The sequence below is a fragment of the Streptomyces viridochromogenes DSM 40736 genome (assembly GCF_000158955.1).
Classification (GTDB): domain Bacteria; phylum Actinomycetota; class Actinomycetes; order Streptomycetales; family Streptomycetaceae; genus Streptomyces; species Streptomyces venetus.
In genome coordinates this window covers 5,521,245-5,537,148 of the sequence record NZ_GG657757.1, presented here as the reverse complement: position 1 = coordinate 5,537,148, position 15,904 = coordinate 5,521,245, and the positions used below count along the sequence as shown (strand labels likewise).

17 protein-coding genes are annotated in these 15,904 nt (G+C 71.4%); 7 read left to right on the top strand and 10 right to left on the bottom strand.

What is annotated here, in order from left to right; genetic code table 11:
- Positions 1-38: 38 nt before the first annotated feature.
- Entirely contained in the window at positions 39-1,619 is a 1,581-nt protein-coding gene (locus tag SSQG_RS24490; protein ID WP_003992526.1) for an acyl-CoA mutase large subunit family protein, read from the bottom strand.
- Positions 1,620-1,757: 138 nt separating this feature from the next.
- Here SSQG_RS24490 and SSQG_RS24485 point away from each other — a divergent pair, with 138 nt between their 5' ends.
- On the top strand, positions 1,758-2,609 hold the full coding sequence (locus tag SSQG_RS24485) for a L,D-transpeptidase family protein (RefSeq protein WP_003992525.1): 852 nt from the start codon (positions 1,758-1,760) through the stop codon (positions 2,607-2,609).
- Between the two features lie 203 nt (positions 2,610-2,812).
- Here SSQG_RS24485 and SSQG_RS38315 read toward each other — a convergent pair whose 3' ends face one another.
- The 5 genes from SSQG_RS38315 to SSQG_RS24465 all read right to left on the bottom strand — a co-directional run bounded on the left by SSQG_RS38315 (position 2,813) and on the right by SSQG_RS24465 (position 6,440).
- Positions 2,813-3,484, bottom strand: coding sequence for a hypothetical protein (locus tag SSQG_RS38315; protein ID WP_052310341.1), 672 nt, complete (start codon positions 3,482-3,484; stop codon positions 2,813-2,815).
- Positions 3,423-3,872, bottom strand: a complete 450-nt coding sequence (locus tag SSQG_RS38310) for a hypothetical protein (protein ID WP_052310340.1) — start codon at positions 3,870-3,872, stop codon at positions 3,423-3,425. Before SSQG_RS38310 ends, SSQG_RS38315 begins: the two co-directional genes overlap by 62 nt.
- Complete coding sequence (locus SSQG_RS24475; RefSeq protein ID WP_003992523.1) at positions 3,872-4,546, bottom strand: RNA polymerase sigma factor; 675 nt, start codon at positions 4,544-4,546, stop codon at positions 3,872-3,874. The genes SSQG_RS38310 and SSQG_RS24475 overlap by 1 nt, the downstream gene beginning before the upstream one ends.
- A gap of 352 nt (positions 4,547-4,898) precedes the next feature.
- Entirely contained in the window at positions 4,899-5,684 is a 786-nt protein-coding gene (locus SSQG_RS24470) for a hypothetical protein (RefSeq protein WP_003992522.1), read from the bottom strand.
- A gap of 138 nt (positions 5,685-5,822) precedes the next feature.
- Positions 5,823-6,440 carry an RNA polymerase sigma factor gene (locus SSQG_RS24465; RefSeq protein ID WP_003992521.1) on the bottom strand — a complete coding sequence of 206 codons (618 nt, stop codon included), beginning with the start codon at positions 6,438-6,440 and terminating at the stop codon, positions 5,823-5,825.
- Between the two features lie 231 nt (positions 6,441-6,671).
- Here SSQG_RS24465 and SSQG_RS24460 point away from each other — a divergent pair, with 231 nt between their 5' ends.
- Entirely contained in the window at positions 6,672-7,907 is a 1,236-nt protein-coding gene (locus SSQG_RS24460) for an N-acetylmuramoyl-L-alanine amidase (protein ID WP_003992520.1), read from the top strand.
- Positions 7,908-7,909: 2 nt separating this feature from the next.
- On the opposite strand, the gene SSQG_RS24455 is transcribed toward SSQG_RS24460, so the two are convergent.
- The 4 genes from SSQG_RS24455 to SSQG_RS24440 form a co-directional block, all read right to left on the bottom strand.
- The gene (locus tag SSQG_RS24455) at positions 7,910-8,305 is read right to left on the bottom strand and encodes a hypothetical protein (protein WP_086025111.1); all 396 of its coding nucleotides are present in this window, start codon (positions 8,303-8,305) and stop codon (positions 7,910-7,912) included.
- Positions 8,306-8,461: 156 nt separating this feature from the next.
- Positions 8,462-9,016: a hypothetical protein gene (locus SSQG_RS24450; protein ID WP_003992518.1), complete on the bottom strand. Its 555-nt coding sequence runs from the start codon at positions 9,014-9,016 to the stop codon at positions 8,462-8,464.
- Between the two features lie 108 nt (positions 9,017-9,124).
- Complete coding sequence (locus SSQG_RS24445; RefSeq protein WP_003992517.1) at positions 9,125-9,631, bottom strand: hypothetical protein; 507 nt, start codon at positions 9,629-9,631, stop codon at positions 9,125-9,127.
- A gap of 96 nt (positions 9,632-9,727) precedes the next feature.
- Positions 9,728-11,323, bottom strand: coding sequence for a beta-N-acetylhexosaminidase (locus SSQG_RS24440; RefSeq protein ID WP_039935395.1), 1,596 nt, complete (start codon positions 11,321-11,323; stop codon positions 9,728-9,730).
- A gap of 301 nt (positions 11,324-11,624) precedes the next feature.
- Here SSQG_RS24440 and SSQG_RS24435 point away from each other — a divergent pair, with 301 nt between their 5' ends.
- The 5 genes from SSQG_RS24435 (at position 11,625) to SSQG_RS24415 (ending at position 15,760) form a co-directional block, all read left to right on the top strand.
- Positions 11,625-12,146, top strand: coding sequence for a 2-oxo-4-hydroxy-4-carboxy-5-ureidoimidazoline decarboxylase (locus tag SSQG_RS24435; RefSeq protein ID WP_003992515.1), 522 nt, complete (start codon positions 11,625-11,627; stop codon positions 12,144-12,146).
- A gap of 192 nt (positions 12,147-12,338) precedes the next feature.
- On the top strand, positions 12,339-12,719 hold the full coding sequence (gene sdhC, locus SSQG_RS24430; protein ID WP_003992514.1) for a succinate dehydrogenase, cytochrome b556 subunit: 381 nt from the start codon (positions 12,339-12,341) through the stop codon (positions 12,717-12,719).
- 5 nt (positions 12,720-12,724) lie between these two features.
- A complete protein-coding gene (locus SSQG_RS24425) occupies positions 12,725-13,207 on the top strand; it encodes a succinate dehydrogenase hydrophobic membrane anchor subunit (protein ID WP_003992513.1) in 483 nt (160 codons plus the stop codon).
- A 19-nt stretch (positions 13,208-13,226) separates the two neighbouring features.
- The gene (sdhA, locus tag SSQG_RS24420; protein WP_003992512.1) at positions 13,227-14,981 is read left to right on the top strand and encodes a succinate dehydrogenase flavoprotein subunit; all 1,755 of its coding nucleotides are present in this window, start codon (positions 13,227-13,229) and stop codon (positions 14,979-14,981) included.
- Entirely contained in the window at positions 14,981-15,760 is a 780-nt protein-coding gene (locus SSQG_RS24415) for a succinate dehydrogenase iron-sulfur subunit (protein WP_003992511.1), read from the top strand. The genes sdhA and SSQG_RS24415 overlap by 1 nt, the downstream gene beginning before the upstream one ends.
- Positions 15,761-15,904 lie beyond the last annotated feature (144 nt).

Below are 15,904 nucleotides of genomic sequence, written 5' to 3'. Positions count from 1 at the left end.
GCACGAGGGTGTGACACTCCCCCCGTCCCGGCCACCGGTCAGAAGACGTCCGACGGAACGTACGCGCCCCAGACCTCGCGCAGTGCGTTGCAGACCTCCCCGACGGTGGCGCGGGCGCGCAGGGCTTCCTTCATGGGGTAGAGGACGTTGTCGTCGCCTTCGGCGGCCTTCTTCAGGGCCGCCAGGGCCGCGTCCACGGCCGGCTGGTCGCGCTCGGCGCGGAGCTTGGCCAGGCGTTCGGCCTGCCGGGCCTCGATGGCCGGGTCGACCCGCAGCGGCTCGTAGGGTTCTTCCTCGTCGAGCTGGAAGCGGTTGACGCCGACCACGACCCGCTGCCCGGAATCGGTCTCCTGGGCGATGCGGTAGGCGTTGCGCTCGATCTCGCCCTTCTGGAAACCCCGCTCGATGGCGGCCACGGCACCGCCGAGCTCCTCGACCTTGGCCATCAGTTCCACGGCCGCGGCCTCGACGTCGTCGGTCATCTTCTCGATGACGTAGGAGCCGGCGAAGGGGTCCACGGTGGCGGTGACGTCCGTCTCGTGGGCCAGGACCTGCTGGGTGCGCAGGGCCAGGCGCGCGCTCTTGTCGGTGGGCAGGGCGATGGCCTCGTCGAAGGAGTTGGTGTGCAGCGACTGCGTGCCGCCCAGCACCGCCGCCAGCCCCTGCACCGCCACGCGGACCAGGTTCACCTCGGGCTGCTGCGCGGTCAGCTGCACCCCGGCCGTCTGCGTGTGGAAACGCAGCATCAGCGACTTGGGATTCCGCGCGCCGAACTCGTCGCGCATTACCCGCGCCCAGATCCGCCGCGCCGCACGGAACTTGGCGACCTCCTCCAGAAGCGTCGTCCGCGCCACGAAGAAGAACGACAGCCGCGGGGCGAAGTCGTCCACGTCCATCCCGGCGGCGACCGCCGTGCGCACGTACTCGATGCCGTCGGCGAGGGTGAAGGCGATCTCCTGCGCGGGGGACGCGCCCGCCTCGGCCATGTGATAGCCCGAGATCGAGATCGTGTTCCACCTCGGGATCTCGGCCCCGCAGTACTTGAAGATGTCCGCGGTCAGCCGCAACGACGGCTTCGGCGGGAAGATGTAGGTGCCGCGGGCGATGTACTCCTTCAGCACGTCGTTCTGGATCGTGCCCGTCAGCTTGTCCGCCGGGACGCCCTGTTCCTCGGCGACCAGCTGGTACAGGAGCAGCAGCAGCGCTGCCGGGGCGTTGATCGTCATCGACGTGGAGACCTGATCCAGCGGGATCCCGCCGAACAGCACCCGCATGTCCTCCACCGAGTCGATCGCCACGCCCACCTTGCCGACCTCGCCGTGCGCGATCGGCGCATCGGAGTCATGGCCCATCTGGGTGGGCAGGTCGAACGCGACCGACAACCCCGTCGTGCCGTGCGCGATCAGCTGCCGGTAACGGGCGTTGGACTCCGCCGCCGTACCAAAGCCCGCGTACTGCCGCATCGTCCACGGCCGCCCCGTGTACATCGACCGGTACACACCCCGGGTGTACGGATACGCCCCCGGCTCCCCCAGCTTCTCCGCCGCATCCCAGCCCTCGAGAACCTCCGGCCCGTAGACCGGCTCGATCGGCAACCCGGACTCCGACTCGTGCGCCATGGCGTGATGCCTCCCCGTGGAAGTGACCTCGCTCACCACCATGCCCCCTGGTTCGCGACGGGTCACGCCCGGGGAGCATCTCAGGTGACATCCGGGCACGCCGGTGAGACGACTGGGGGCCGTGTGCGTACCAGGGGCATGGGGAGAGCAGCGATCGCGGCGGCAGTCGCCGGGGCGGCCGTGCTGGCCGGCTGTACCGTGCAGCCCGCTGACGGAGACGGGAAGCGCCGCTCGCCGGTGCACATCGAGATGCCGGGCGACACACCGGCCCCGGCCGGCGGCCCCGACCGGGGCGGCGGGCCGGGCACCGCTTCCGCACCGCCCACCGACGACAAGCCGAGCGCCGCCCCCGCCCCGGCCCGTGTGCTGTGGTCCCGGGGCGACACCGGCCGTGACGTCCGTGAACTCCAGGCCCGGCTGCGCCAGGTCGCCTGGCTCTTCGACGGGCCCACCGGGACGTACGACGACCGGACGGAGCGGGCGGTCAGCGGCTTCCAGGGCAAGCGCGGACTGCCGCGCACCGGGCGGACCGACACCGTCACCTGGCAGCGCCTGCGGGGGATGACGCGCGAGCCGGGCCGCTGGGATCTGTACCTGATGGGCGGGCAGCCGGCCGACCCGCCGGACGCGCGCTGCATGACCGGCCGGGTGCTGTGCATCGACAAGACGAGCCGGACCCTGCGCTGGATGATCGACGGGCGGACCGTGTCGACGGTGGCGGTGCGCTTCGGCTCGCAGTACACGCCGACCCGGGAAGGTGTCTTCTCGGTCTACTGGAAGTCGCGCGACCACGTGTCCACGCTCTACGACTCGCCCATGCCCTACGCGATGTTCTTCAGCGGCGGCCAGGCCGTGCACTACTCGGCCGACTTCGCGGCCCGGGGCTACGCGGGCGCCTCGCACGGCTGCGTCAACGTACGGGACGAGCGGGCGATCTCGGCGCTGTACGCGCAGGTCCGCAACGGCGACAAGGTCGTCGTGTCCTGGTGAGGGAGGCGGGAGAGAGATTGGGGCGCGGGCGGGACCGGGGGAACGTGTCCCGCCCGCGCTCAGGTGCACGAGCCGTAGGTACGGGGGGAACCCCGGCTCTGTGCGACGGCCGATGACCAGTCGGCTCACTCATTACTGCGCCCGGGCGACCAAAAACGTCACACCCTCGGCCAGAAGATTTCTTCGGAGTGCGAAACCGCAGGTCACAGGGGCTTATCAGACCGCGCGGAGCGGTTGCGGTCCGCGTGGCCGTCGCCGCTGCCCTGCCGCTCGGCCCGCTGCTCGGCCTTCCGCTGGGCCTTGCGCTCGGCCTTGTCCCGCTCGCTGTCCTGCTTGCGGCCCTGGTTCGCGCCCTTGCCCTGGTCGGCGCCCTTGCCCTGGTTCGCGCCCTTGCCGTGGTTCGCGCCCTTGCCCCGGTCGGCGTCGTCGTCACCGCGCCGGGTGGCGGTGCCGTCGGCGCCGGCCAGGACGCCCTTGCAGTACTTCCACACCCGGGGGCCGCCCGCCGCGTCCCGCAGGGCGCGTCGGCGCTCGCCGTTCAGCCCCTTGCCTTCGCGCAGGTCGCGGCAGGCGGCGGCGATCTTCCCACGGCCCTCGCCGGGGCGGTCCGCCTTGTCGCCGGAGCCGGGCTCCGGGGCCGCGTCGTCGCGGTCCCCGGTCCGGCCCGAGCCGTCGGCGCCGCCCGTCGAGGTGCCGCCCGGCGCGTCGTCGGGCGTGGACCCGCCCTGCACGGCGTCGCTCGGGGAGGGCGAGATCAGCGGGCGCTCGGGCGGAGTGACATCGGCCGAGACGGACGAGCCGGGGGCGGGCTCATCACGGCCGAACGGTGCTTTCAGGACTCCGGTTCCGGCCGCGACGGCGACTCCGCCGACCATGCCGTTTTGCCAGCACGGCGGCCAGTGCGAGGCGCGCGGGACGGGCCCAGCGGGGGCGCCGGACGTCACCGGAGCCGCTGCCCCGCGTGGTTCCGATCCGGACCAGCCCGGCGTCGACGATGTCGCGGCCCGTCCGCTCACCGGTGCCCGCACGGGCCCCCTCGGCGTCGCCGCGCTCCGCGCGCGCCGTGCGGAAGGCGGCCATCGCGGCGGCCTCACCGGGGAGTTCCTCGCTGGTCAGCGGTGGTGACGCGGACAGTGCGTCAAGTGTCCTGGCGAGGCGTTCGGCCCGCTCAGGGGCTGCGCCGTCGACAGCTTCGAGTGGCTCTCCGTTCAGCAAGCGCTCCGCCGTTTCGCGGTCCAGCCACCTGTACTGCTCGTCGGCCATCACACATCCTTCTGCGTCCGCGCGACGCTTTGCGTCACACGTGCGGACGTCATGGCACTGCCACGTGGTTCTCTCGGAGGCGGCAGGGCGTCGAGCACTCCGGCCGATTCCGGATCGGCCTCCGGATCGCCGCCGAGCAGTTCCGCGAGCCGCTTCAGGCCCCGGTGCGCCGCCGTCCGGACGGCGCCCGGGCGCTTGCCGAGGGTCTCGGCGGCGGTCTTCGCGTCGAGCCCCACGACCACGCGCAGCACGACCGCCTCGGCCTGGTCCTGCGGCAGCAGGGAGATGAGGGAGAAGGCGCCGTCCGTGGCGAGCGCCTCGATGGCCTCGCCCGCCGTGTCCGACTCGGCGGCCCGGCCGGTCAGTTCGGTCTCGTCGCCGCCGATCGCGGGCCGCCGCCCGCGCATGCGTATGTGGTCCAGCGCGCGGTTGCGGGCGATACGGGCGGCCCAGCCGCGGAAGCGGTCCGCGTCCCCGGTGAACCGTTCCAGATCACGGGCTATCTGAAGCCATGCCTCCGACGTCACGTCCTCGGCGTCGGGTTCGCCGACCAGCGTCCGTACGTATCCGAGCAACCGCGGGTGCACGGTGCGGTACACAGTCCGGAACGCGCTTTCGTCTCCGGCCTGTGCCGCGCGCACCGCGGCGGTCAGCTCCGCGTCGTCCCCCAGCACCGCGCGCCCTTCTGCGCCTACACCGGCGCCGCTTTCGCGGACCGGGTTCTCGCCGTCGTGGTTGCTCAATGAATGGTTGCGGTTTTTCAAGGCCGCTGGTGGTTGCGGTGGTCTTGCCGCCTCCGCTGTTGGCGCGAATGGCACGTTACGACCTGAAACCACTCCCCGTCCATGTCCGCCGGAGATGCAACTAAGCCGTGACACGGCCGGGTGTGACAGAAAACGCACACCGGACGCTGTAGGGAGTACGGACCGCGGCGCGGTCCGTGCCGCGCGACGGCCGGGGCCTCTCCTGTGGGGGGTGGCGGCCTCGGCCGTTGCCAAGGCGGTGTCTCCGGATTCGCCGGATCCCTTACTGAGAACGGCCGTTGGGCCGGGCGGGCGTGCTCTTGTCCTGGCCCTTGTCCGTGCCGTTGTTCTCCCCGGAGCCCTTGTTCCCGGAAGTACCGCTGTTCTCGGAAGCACCGCTGTTCTCGGAACCGCCGCTCTGGGTGGGCTTGGGCTCGGGCGTCGACCGCTCCAGCTGCGCGGCGCAGTACCGCGTGACGTTCCTCTCACCGCCCGCGGCGTCGACGAGACGCTGCCAGGCCGTCGCGTCCATGGCCCGGCCGCGGCCCTCGACCTGCTGGTAGGCGCGGCAGTGGGCCTCGGTGTCCTGGGCGGGAGCCGGGCGGTCGGGGCGGGTGGGGGCGGAGCCGGTGGCGGTGCCGGAAGGGCGGCCGGGGTCGCCGCCGCGGGAAGGCGTCCGGGCCGGGTCGCTCGGGGTGCCGCTCGTGGCGGGCGGGTGCCCGCGGCCGTCGTCCGGGCCGTCCGCCGGGGACCCCGCCGCGCCGATCGCCGCCACGGCGACACCGCCCAGGGTGAGGCTCGCGAACAGCACGCCGAGCGTCGTCCTCAGCGACAGCCCCAGGTACCGCCGCCGCTCCCGGGGCCGCCAGTCGTCCCGGAGCCGGGTGCGCGTCCGGTGGGCCCCGTCGTCCCGGGCGGCGCGGAACGCGGCCACGGCCCGCTGCTCCGCCTCGGCGTCGACACCGTCCCGGATGAGGGAGGCGGCGATGAGCGCCTCGACCTCGGAGTCGAGAAGGGCATGACGGGAGGCGCGGCCGGCAAGCCCGCCGTCGCTCTGCCGCTCACCCATGTGCCTGTCCGTCCCTGCTCGATCCACTCGTCCCACTCGGCCTGTCCGGCCTTACCAGTACGTCCCGTTCGTCCGCCCTGTTCACGGCACCGGGTCCGGACGCCCCTCGCCGGCCCGGCCGGCGAAGCTGACATTTGTTCACGTCGACTCACCCAGCGTCCGGGGCGCGTCATCCGTCACACTCTCCGCCCCGAGCTGCCCGGCGAGACGTTTCAGCCCTCGGTACGCGGCCGTGCGTACCGCGCCCGGCCGCTTGCCCAGGACGCGTGCCGCGGCGGGGCCGTCGAGGCCGACCACCACGCGCAGCAGTACGGCCTCGGCCTGGTCGCGCGGCAACCCGCGGACCAGCTCCAGGGCGTGTTCGGTCGACATGGCCTCCAACGCCTGCTCGTGCGTGCTCTGCGGCCCGGGCAGCTCCAGGACGTCCTGTTCCAGCGCGGACGACCGGGGCCGCACCCGCTGCCGGCGCAGGTGGTCCAGCGCCCGGTGCCGGGCGATGGTCGCCGTCCAGCCCCGGAAACCGGCCCCGTCGCCCTTGAACCGTCCGAGGTCCCGGGCGATCTCCAGCCAGGCGTCGGACGCCACGTCCTCGGCGTCGTCGCCGACGATCCCGCGCAGGTAGCCGAGCAGTGCGGGCTGCACGATCCGGTAGGCGACCGCGAAGGCCGCCTCGTCACCCTGCTGGGCCCGCGCGACGGCCGCGCCCAGTTCCCCGTCGTGCGCCTGCACGCGCCGGGGTTCCGCTCCCTGACCCAAATACCGTCCTCGTCCGTACCGAGTGCGCGCCCTCCTCTGCGACGCCCCCCATGCTCATCAGCGCCGGTTCGCCCGGAAGTGTCACAGCGCGTCAGACGCCCGCCGCCCGCCACCGTTCGGGTCATCCCGAGCCGCCGTCCTCGGGAGCGCGGCCCCGGAGAGGTTTTGTCCAAGTGACGTACCGGGGAGCTCTGCACGCGATGCAACCGCCCGACGAAAGGCGAGCGCCGTATGCCGTCCACCCTCCTGCGCACCGCCGTCGCCACCGCCCTGGCCCTCGGTGCCCTCGGCCTGACCCAGCCCGCCCGGGCCTCCTCCCCGGACGACGACGTGCACACCGTCCGGGTGCCGGACGGTGATCCGCACGAGCGGTCCCTCGCCCCGCGCACCACCGAGCCGTTCAGCATGGTCGGTGTCACCTGGGACGATCCCGACGCCGCCCTGGACGGCACCGTCCATGTGCGCACCCGCTCCCGGGAGAGCGGCGAGTGGAGCGCGTGGCGCGCGCTGGACACCGACGTGCGGACGCCGGAGACCGGCCCCGACCGCGACCGTGCCGGGGTGCGCGGCGGCACCCAGCCGCTGTGGACCGGGCCCGCGGACGGCATCCAGGTGCGCGTGGCGGGCTCCGGGCTGCCCGAGGGGCTGCGCGTCGAGCTGGTCGATCCCGACGGCGGGTCGGACGCCGTGCACACCACGGTCGTCGAGCCGGACGTCCCCGGGCCGGCCGCCGGAGCGCCGTCGGTCGCCCGCCCCGCCGTGACGTCGCGCTCCGCCTGGGGCGCCGACGAGTCCCTGGTGAAGGACCCGCCGACCTACACCAGCGCCACCAAGGCGATGTTCGTCCACCACACGGCGGGCACCAACGACTACAGCTGCTCCGAGTCGGCGTCGGTCGTGCGCGGCGTGTTCCTCTACCACGTGCGCAGCAACGGCTGGAACGACATCGGCTACCACTTCCTCGTCGACAAGTGCGGCAAGATCTTCGAAGGCCGCGCGGGCGGCATCGACCGGCCGGTCCTCGGCGCGCACACCTATGGCTTCAACACGGCGACCAGCAGCGTCTCGGTGCTCGGCGACTACACCAAGGCGACCGTGAACTCCGCCGTTCGCGCGGCGGTCGCCAAGGTCGCGGCCTGGAAGCTCGGCCTGTACGGCATCGACCCGACGGGGACGGTGGTGCTGACGGCCGGGGCCGACAACGGCAAGTACACGTCGGGCCAGAAGGTGACGCTGCATCGCATCTCGGGGCACCGCGACGGCTATCCGACCGACTGCCCCGGGCAGAACCTCTACGCCGCCCTGCCCGAGATCCGCACGCTCGCCGCGGGCGCCGGCACGCTCGCGGCTCCGGTCCCGGAGGCTGCCGGGCCCGGGTTCGAGGGCCTGCCGGAAACAGCCGAGCCGGCCTTCGAGGGCCTGCCTGAACCGGCCGAGCCCGCCTTCGAGGGCCTGTTCGGGCGCTGACGCTACGGCCGGGGCGCGGCGCTCGTCGCGTCCCGGCACAGCAGCCGCAGCGAGCCGTGCCCGGCGTAGCAGCGGCGGGCCTCGTCGATCGGGTCCCAGAGACGTCCGTCGGGGGTGCGGATCCAGTGGTCGCCGCCCGTGGCCCACCACTCGGCCCCGGCCTGACGCGCCATCACCTCACCGGCGTAGGCCCCGAAGCCCCGCAGGACCTCCTGCACGGCGGCGTGCGGCGCCCCTTCCCGCCGTATCCCCTCGATCATCCGGTCGATGCTCCACAGACTCTGGGCCGAGTAGTCGAGGCGCAGCCGTGCTCCCTCGCGCATCGTCGCCACCATGTCCGCCGCCCAACGCAACGGCTTCGCCGCGGCCGAGGGCCTGGTTTCCGCTTGAGTCGTCACACCCCGGAAAGCGCTGCGGAGAAGCGTTTCGTCACCCGGAATCGGCGGCTTCCCCGAAGCGGCGCAGGACCGCCCCACGGCGGCCTCACGACTGTCACAGGACTCTCCCAGGAACGGGGTTTAGGCCGGTCAGGGCCCTCGCCGGCCGCCTGGTCCTCACCCGTGCTGCCGGGTCCGGCGGGAGACGACCGCGCGGAGTACCCGCCGCCCCTCGACCGAGATCTCCAGCGCCCGCCGCAGCCCGGCCTGGCCATGTCCGGCCAGGACCTCCAGGACGGTGATCTGGCGGCGCAGTTCGGCGGCGACGAGCGGCGACATGCCGTCCGTACGGCCCTCGCGGCGCACGTCCACCGACGAGGCGTCGTCCTGGAGGGTGTCGAGGAGGCGGTGGATCTGGAGGGAGGCGACGGAGCAGGCGTCGGCCCACACCCGTACTCCGGCGGCGGACCGCTCGGCGGGAGCGGCCTCGAGCATCCGCTGGGCGAGCACGGCCGCCTCGTCCTCGCCGTCGGCGGTGTCCAGCTTCCCGCGCGCCTGCTCCAGGCCGTCACCCCAGTCGCCGGCCCCGGCGTCGTCGGTGAGGCTCGCCCACAGCGGCCGCAGGATCTCGTCGTCGCCGCCCAGCAGGGGCACACACCGATCCAAACAAGCCAGCCCGCTCGCGGCCAGCCCGCGTTCGTCGGCCTGTGCGATCAACTCCACCAGGCTCATCCACGTCTCCCTCCGCGGGCCTTCTCCGGGGCCCTACAAGGCCGCTTGCAGCCCTCACCCCTCACGGAACCCGCACTTCCCCTTACTGCGTGCGACGGCCCCGGAGTGTCACAGGGGCACCACGCCGAGTCTGTCGAGGAAGCGGAACAAGAGGTTTTCGGCCAGGGGATCGGGGTCTGAAGTGAGTACGTCCACAAGGGCGTCGGCGTTCACTTCGTGCCCGGCCTCGGCGGCCCACCGGACGGCGTGCTCGGCGGCGTCGCGGGGTTCCAGGAAGTAGTCCTCCAGCGTGAGGCCCTCCCGGCCGGCCCCCAGATACCCGGCCATCGCGGTCCGTGCGAGGCAGGTCGTCCACGCCCCGCTCTCCGGCGCCGCGGCCTCCAGCGCCACGCACTCGCTGTTCATGACGTACCCGAAGAGCGCCGGCGCGCCGGTCTCCCGGGCCAGGGCGTTCATGTTCCCGACGTCGCCGTCACGGCTCGGGTACTCCCAGACCTGCCAGCCGCCCGGCGCCGAGGCGCGGCGCGTCATCGCCTCCGCCGCCCCGGCCAGGGCGCCCAGCTCCACCAGCGGCCGTTCCTCCCGGCCCACGACGAAATACCCCCAGTAGCCCATGTTCCGGCTCCCCCCGGCATATTCGATTCGGCTCGCGTCAGAAGACCACCACAGCCGTACGGCGGTTCGCAGCCCTACGGGCCAATTCGAGCGGAGTCAGCCGAGCCTGTCCGCCAGCGCCCGGAACTGCGCCCAGGACAGCCCGGGCGCGCCCGGGTCCCAGAGCTTCTGGACGGTCGCCCGCAACGGCATCCGGATCCCGGCCGCGACCTGGTCCTGCGTCTGCGCGTTCGGCTGGTCGCCCCAGACGGCGAAGGTCCCGCCGAGGATCTGGTCGTCGTAGCGCGCGGGCACCTGCGCGGTGTCGCGCAGCATCCGCGGCGTCCACTGCTCGTAGATCCGCTGTCCGGTCGGATAGACGAAGGTCTGCGGCTCGCCGAGCACGTAGTACAGGAACTCGTCGTTGTAGTTGATGACCTTCCGGCCCGTGCTCAGGTACTCCACCGGCGTCCGGGCGCCGATCTCCTTGCCGGTCCAGTAGGCGACCTGGATGTCCTTGTCGGCCGCGACGGAGGTGTCGCGGAAGAAACCGTCGTTCCACGCGCGCGGGGTGCGCTGGTTGGCGCGGACGGTGGCGGCCCGGTCGTTCAGCCAGCCGGTGGTGAGGTCGGCGACCGTGGCACCGGCGCCGTACTTCTGCTGCGCGGCGGCGGCCAGCTGGGGGAACGAGGCCTCCGGGTCGGAGCGGACCAGCGCCTGGTACTCGTCACCGCCGAGGTGCCAGGGCCGGCCGGGGAAGAGGCCCGCGTACTCGTTCAGCAGGTCGTCGACGATCTCGGCGCTCTCGGCCTTGGAGATGTCGATGGCACCCTGCACCGCCGACCCCTGCGCGGTGCGCAGCTGGAGGTCGGGGTGGGCGTCGATGACCGCGCCGAGGTGCCCGGGCGAGTCGATCTCGGGCACGACGGTGATGTGCCGGCTCTCCGCGAGGTCGACGATCTTCCGCACCTGTGCCTTGGTCAGATGCTCCTGGGAGACGATCTCCGGATGCGAGTCGGACTCGATCCGGAACCCCTGGTCGTCGGAGAAGTGCAGACCGAGCTGGTTGTACTTCAGGTCGCCCAGTTCGCGGATCCGGTCCTCGATCCAGCCGGCCGTGTAGTTCTTGCGCGCGATGTCCAGCATGAAGCCGCGCTGCGGCTTGGCCGGCTCGTCCTTCACCACGCCCTCGGGCGCCGTGCCGCCGTCGTGCACCTCCTGCTTGAGCGTGCGGGTGCCGTAGAAGACGCCCGCCTCGGCGGGCCCGTTGATCTCCACCCGCCCGTCGCGCACGGTCATGACGTACGACTCCGGGTTCGCCTTCTTGTCGCCGTCCAGTGCCAGCCGTACGTCCCCGGCCTGCTGGTCGTTCTTCTCGCCCTGGTACGACAGCCCCAGCTCACCGGCGATGAGCCGCCCTTCGTCGGCCAGCGCCGGGTCGTCCACGACCACCCGGTCGCCGCTCTCGGGGCGCCAGCCCGGGCCGCGCGCGGGGGTGTGGTCGCGCACGGCGGGGATCGTCTGCGGCGCTTTGGACAGGGCGTACGAGCGGCTCGGGCTGGGACTCTCTGACGGCGAGGTGCCCCGCGGGGCGGCCCCGGTCCCGCCCTGGGACGGTCTGGCCTCCGGTTCCGTGGACCCGCCGTCGCCGCCCGAGGCCGCCCAGAGCCCGAAACTCACTCCGGCCACGACCACGACCAGGGCTACGGCCATGGCCACGACCAGCACTGGCCGCTGTTTCACCTGCTTCGCCGAACTCCGGCGCCTGTGCTGACTCACACGGCCAACCTAAGACCCCGTGCCGCGCGGCGCGCGTTTGGCGCGCGTCCACCACAGGTTCCGAAACTCTCTCTCCCGGGTGAAATTCAGGCATCCGTCGGACACGTCGTGGTCGTACTCGATAGCGTGACGTCACAACTCTCACACCATGCCCTGCCGACACACGTGACGCCCACGAGGATCCACGCTGCCCGCGCACCGTCTCCCAGACCTCCCCGGCCGACTCGCCATACCGGTGGAGCACCTCAACGCGGCCTCCGCGGAGGAACTGGAACAAGCTCTCCTCACCTGTCTGCGCAGCCCGCGCTGGTCCCGGCGCGTCGCGGAACACCGCCCGTACCCGGATCTGGCCTCCCTGCTCGCCGCGGCGGACGAGGCGGCCTACGACCTGACCTGGGCCGACCTCACGGAAGCGCTGGCGGAGGAGCCCCTGCCCGCCCTCCCGCCGGACACCTACGCAGCGGCCCACACGGCCCTGAACGCGGCCCACGCCGCCTACGAGGCCCGATTCGGACACGTGTTCGTCATCTGCCTGGACGGCCTCTCCCCGTCCGAGGTGCTGGACCACACCCTCGAGGCCATCCGGTCACGATTGACGAACGATCCGGAAGAGGAGCGGGCGGTGACGGCGGACGAACTCCGGCGCCTCGCGAGGGGACGTCTGCTGGCCGCCCTCAGGGGCGCGGTGCCGCAATCGAGGTGCGGCTACCGCCGCGTGGGCGCGATCGACCACAACGAACCCGCACCCGGCAGATAACGGGAAATCACACCCCAGAAGCCTCAGAGGCTAGCCCGTAAGCATGCCAGTTTGATCACACAGCCAGACCCCCGCTCAGCCCAGCGGCAACGCCTCGCTACGATGCTGGGGGCCGGTGGACCGTACCCGGCCGGGCCCGACCGACACACCAAGCCGGCGCGGCCCCAATCCCCGCTCCCGGAGGAAACTTCCGTGCCGGCTGGAACGCTGTACCGCGGCCGGGAAGGAATGTGGTCCTGGGTGGCTCATCGAGTCACCGGCGTCCTCATCTTCTTCTTCCTGTTCGTTCACGTGCTGGACACCGCTCTCGTCCGTGTGTCCCCTGAGGCCTACGACGACGTCGTGGCCACGTACAAGACGCCGATCGTCGCGCTGCTGGAGTACGGCCTCGTCGCCGCCATCCTCTTCCACGCGCTCAACGGTCTGCGCGTCATCGCCGTCGACTTCTGGATCAAGGGCGCGCGGTACCAGAAGCAGATGCTCTGGACCGTCGTCGCCGTGTGGGTCGTGCTGATGCTCGGGGCGATCTACCCCGTCCTCGGCCACGCCGCTCGTGAACTGTTCGGGAGCTGACGCCAATGTCCACGACTGAGAAGACCGCTGCGGGCGTCGGCCCCGTCGAGGGCGGCGCCGTCTACACCGTCGACAACCCCGCGCCCCTCATCGAGGCCCCGCGCAAGCGGACCAAGAAGACCCCGAAGAGCACCCGCGGCAACTTCGAGATGGCCGCCTGGCTGTTCATGCGCCTGTCCGGCGTCGTGCTGGTCGTCCTGGTCCTCGGCCACCTGCTGATCCAGCTCGTGCTGGACGGCGGCGTCTCCAAGATCGGCTTCGCCTTCGTGGCGGGCCGCTGGGCCTCGCCGTTCTGGCAGGTCTGGGACCTGCTGATGCTGTGGCTCGCGATGCTGCACGGCGCCAACGGCCTGCGCACGGTCATCAACGACTACGCGGAGCGCGCGAACACCCGGCTGTGGCTCAAGGGCCTGCTCTACACCGCCACGGTGTTCACCATCCTGCTGGGCACGCTGGTGATCTTCACCTTCGACCCGAACATCCGCTAGGCACGGGGTTGCGAGAATCATGAAGATCCACAAGTACGACACCGTCATCGTCGGCGCCGGTGGCGCGGGCATGCGCGCGGCCATCGAGTCCACGAAGCGCAGCCGCACGGCCGTCCTGACCAAGCTCTACCCCACCCGCTCCCACACGGGCGCCGCGCAGGGCGGCATGGCCGCCGCGCTGGCGAACGTGGAGGAGGACAACTGGGAGTGGCACACCTTCGACACGGTCAAGGGCGGTGACTACCTGGTCGACCAGGACGCCGCCGAGATCCTGGCGAAGGAGGCCATCGACTCCGTCCTCGACCTGGAGAAGATGGGCCTGCCGTTCAACCGCACGCCGAACGGCACCATCGACCAGCGCCGCTTCGGCGGTCACAGCCGCAACCACGGCGAGGCCCCGGTCCGCCGCTCCTGCTACGCGGCCGACCGCACCGGCCACATGATCCTCCAGACGCTGTACCAGAACTGCGTCAAGGAGGGCGTGGAGTTCTTCAACGAGTTCTACGTCCTGGACCAGCTGCTCACCGAGGTCGACGGCGTCAAGAAGTCGGCGGGCGTCGTGGCGTACGAACTCGCCACCGGCGAGATCCACATCTTCCAGGCGAAGTCCGTGGTCTACGCGTCCGGCGGCTGCGGCAAGTTCTTCAAGGTGACGTCCAACGCGCACACGCTGACCGGTGACGGCCAGGCGGCGGTCTACCGCCGGGGTCTGCCGCTGGAGGACATGGAGTTCTTCCAGTTCCACCCGACCGGCATCTGGCGCATGGGCATCCTGCTGACGGAGGGCGCCCGCGGTGAGGGCGGCATCCTCCGCAACAAGGACGGCGAGCGCTTCATGGAGAAGTACGCGCCGGTCATGAAGGACCTCGCGTCCCGAGACGTGGTCTCCCGCTCCATCTACACGGAGATCCGCGAAGGCCGCGGCTGCGGCCCCGAGGGCGACCACGTCTACCTGGACCTCACGCACCTCCCGCCGGAGCAACTGGACGCGAAGCTCCCGGACATCACGGAGTTCGCCCGTACGTACCTCGGCATCGAGCCCTACACGGACCCGATCCCGATCCAGCCCACCGCGCACTACGCGATGGGCGGCATCCCGACGAACGTCGAGGGTGAGGTCCTGGCGGACAACACCACGGTCGTCCCGGGCCTGTACGCGGCCGGCGAGGTCGCCTGCGTGTCCGTGCACGGCGCGAACCGCCTCGGCACGAACTCCCTGCTGGACATCAACGTGTTCGGCAAGCGCGCCGGTATCGCGGCCGCGGAGTACGCGCAGAAGGCGGAGTTCGTGGAGCTGCCGGAGAACCCGGCGGAGCTCGTGATCGCGCAGGTCGAGCAGCTGCGCGACGCCACGGGCACCGAGCGTGTGACGGTGCTGCGGCGCGAGCTGCAGGAGACCATGGACGCCAACGTCATGGTGTTCCGCACCGAGCAGACGATCAAGACCGCGGTCGAGAAGATCGCGGAGCTGCGTGAGCGGTACAAGAACGTGTCGATCCAGGACAAGGGCAAGCGGTTCAACACGGACCTGCTGGAGGCCATCGAGCTGGGCAACCTGCTCGACCTCGCCGAGGTCATGGCCGTCTCCGCGCTCGCCCGCAAGGAGTCCCGCGGCGGTCACTACCGCGAGGACTACCCGAACCGCGACGACGTCAACTTCATGCGGCACACCATGGCGTACCGCGAGGTCGGCGCCGACGGTTCCGAAACCGTCCGTCTCGACTACAAGCCGGTCGTCCAGACCCGCTACCAGCCGATGGAGCGTAAGTACTGATGGCTACCCCCGTTCTGGACAAGGAAGACGCGGCCGGCCGGCCCGAGCCCGGTTTCGCCGACTCCCCCTACATCACGGTCACCTTCCGCATCCGCCGCTTCAACCCCGAGGTCGCGGCGGAAGCGGTGTGGGAAGACTTCCAGCTGGAGATCGACCCGAAGGAGCGCGTCCTCGACGCCCTCCACAAGATCAAGTGGGAGCTCGACGGCACGCTGACGTTCCGCCGTTCCTGCGCCCACGGCATCTGCGGCTCCGACGCGATGCGGATCAACGGCAAGAACCGTCTTGCCTGCAAGACCCTGATCAAGGACATCAACCCCGAGAAGCCGATCACGGTCGAGGCCATAAAGGGCCTCACGGTCCTGAAGGACCTCGTGGTCGACATGGAGCCGTTCTTCCAGGCGTACCGGGACGTCATGCCCTTCCTCATCACGAAGGACACGAACGAGCCCACGCGCGAGCGTCTGCAGTCCGCCGAGGACCGCGAGCGCTTCGACGACACGACGAAGTGCATCCTCTGCGCGGCCTGCACCACGTCGTGCCCGGTCTTCTGGAACGACGGCCAGTACTTCGGCCCGGCGGCCATCGTCAACGCGCACCGCTTCATCTTCGACTCGCGTGACGAGGCGGGCGAGCAGCGCCTGGAGGTCCTCAACGACCGCGACGGCGTGTGGCGCTGCCGCACGACCTTCAACTGCACGGACGCCTGCCCGCGCGGTATCGAGGTCACGAAGGCGATCGCCGAGGTGAAGCGGGCGCTGATCACGCGCCGCTTCTGAGCCCGGCTTCGGTATGCAGGTGAGGGCCCCGTCTCCAGTGGAGACGGGGCCCTCGCCGTGTGCATGGCCTCGTTCTAGTGAGTTGCACCTGGTCGAGCAGGATGTCGCGCACCGGCCTGGAGAGGATGTCCGCGCCAAGACCAC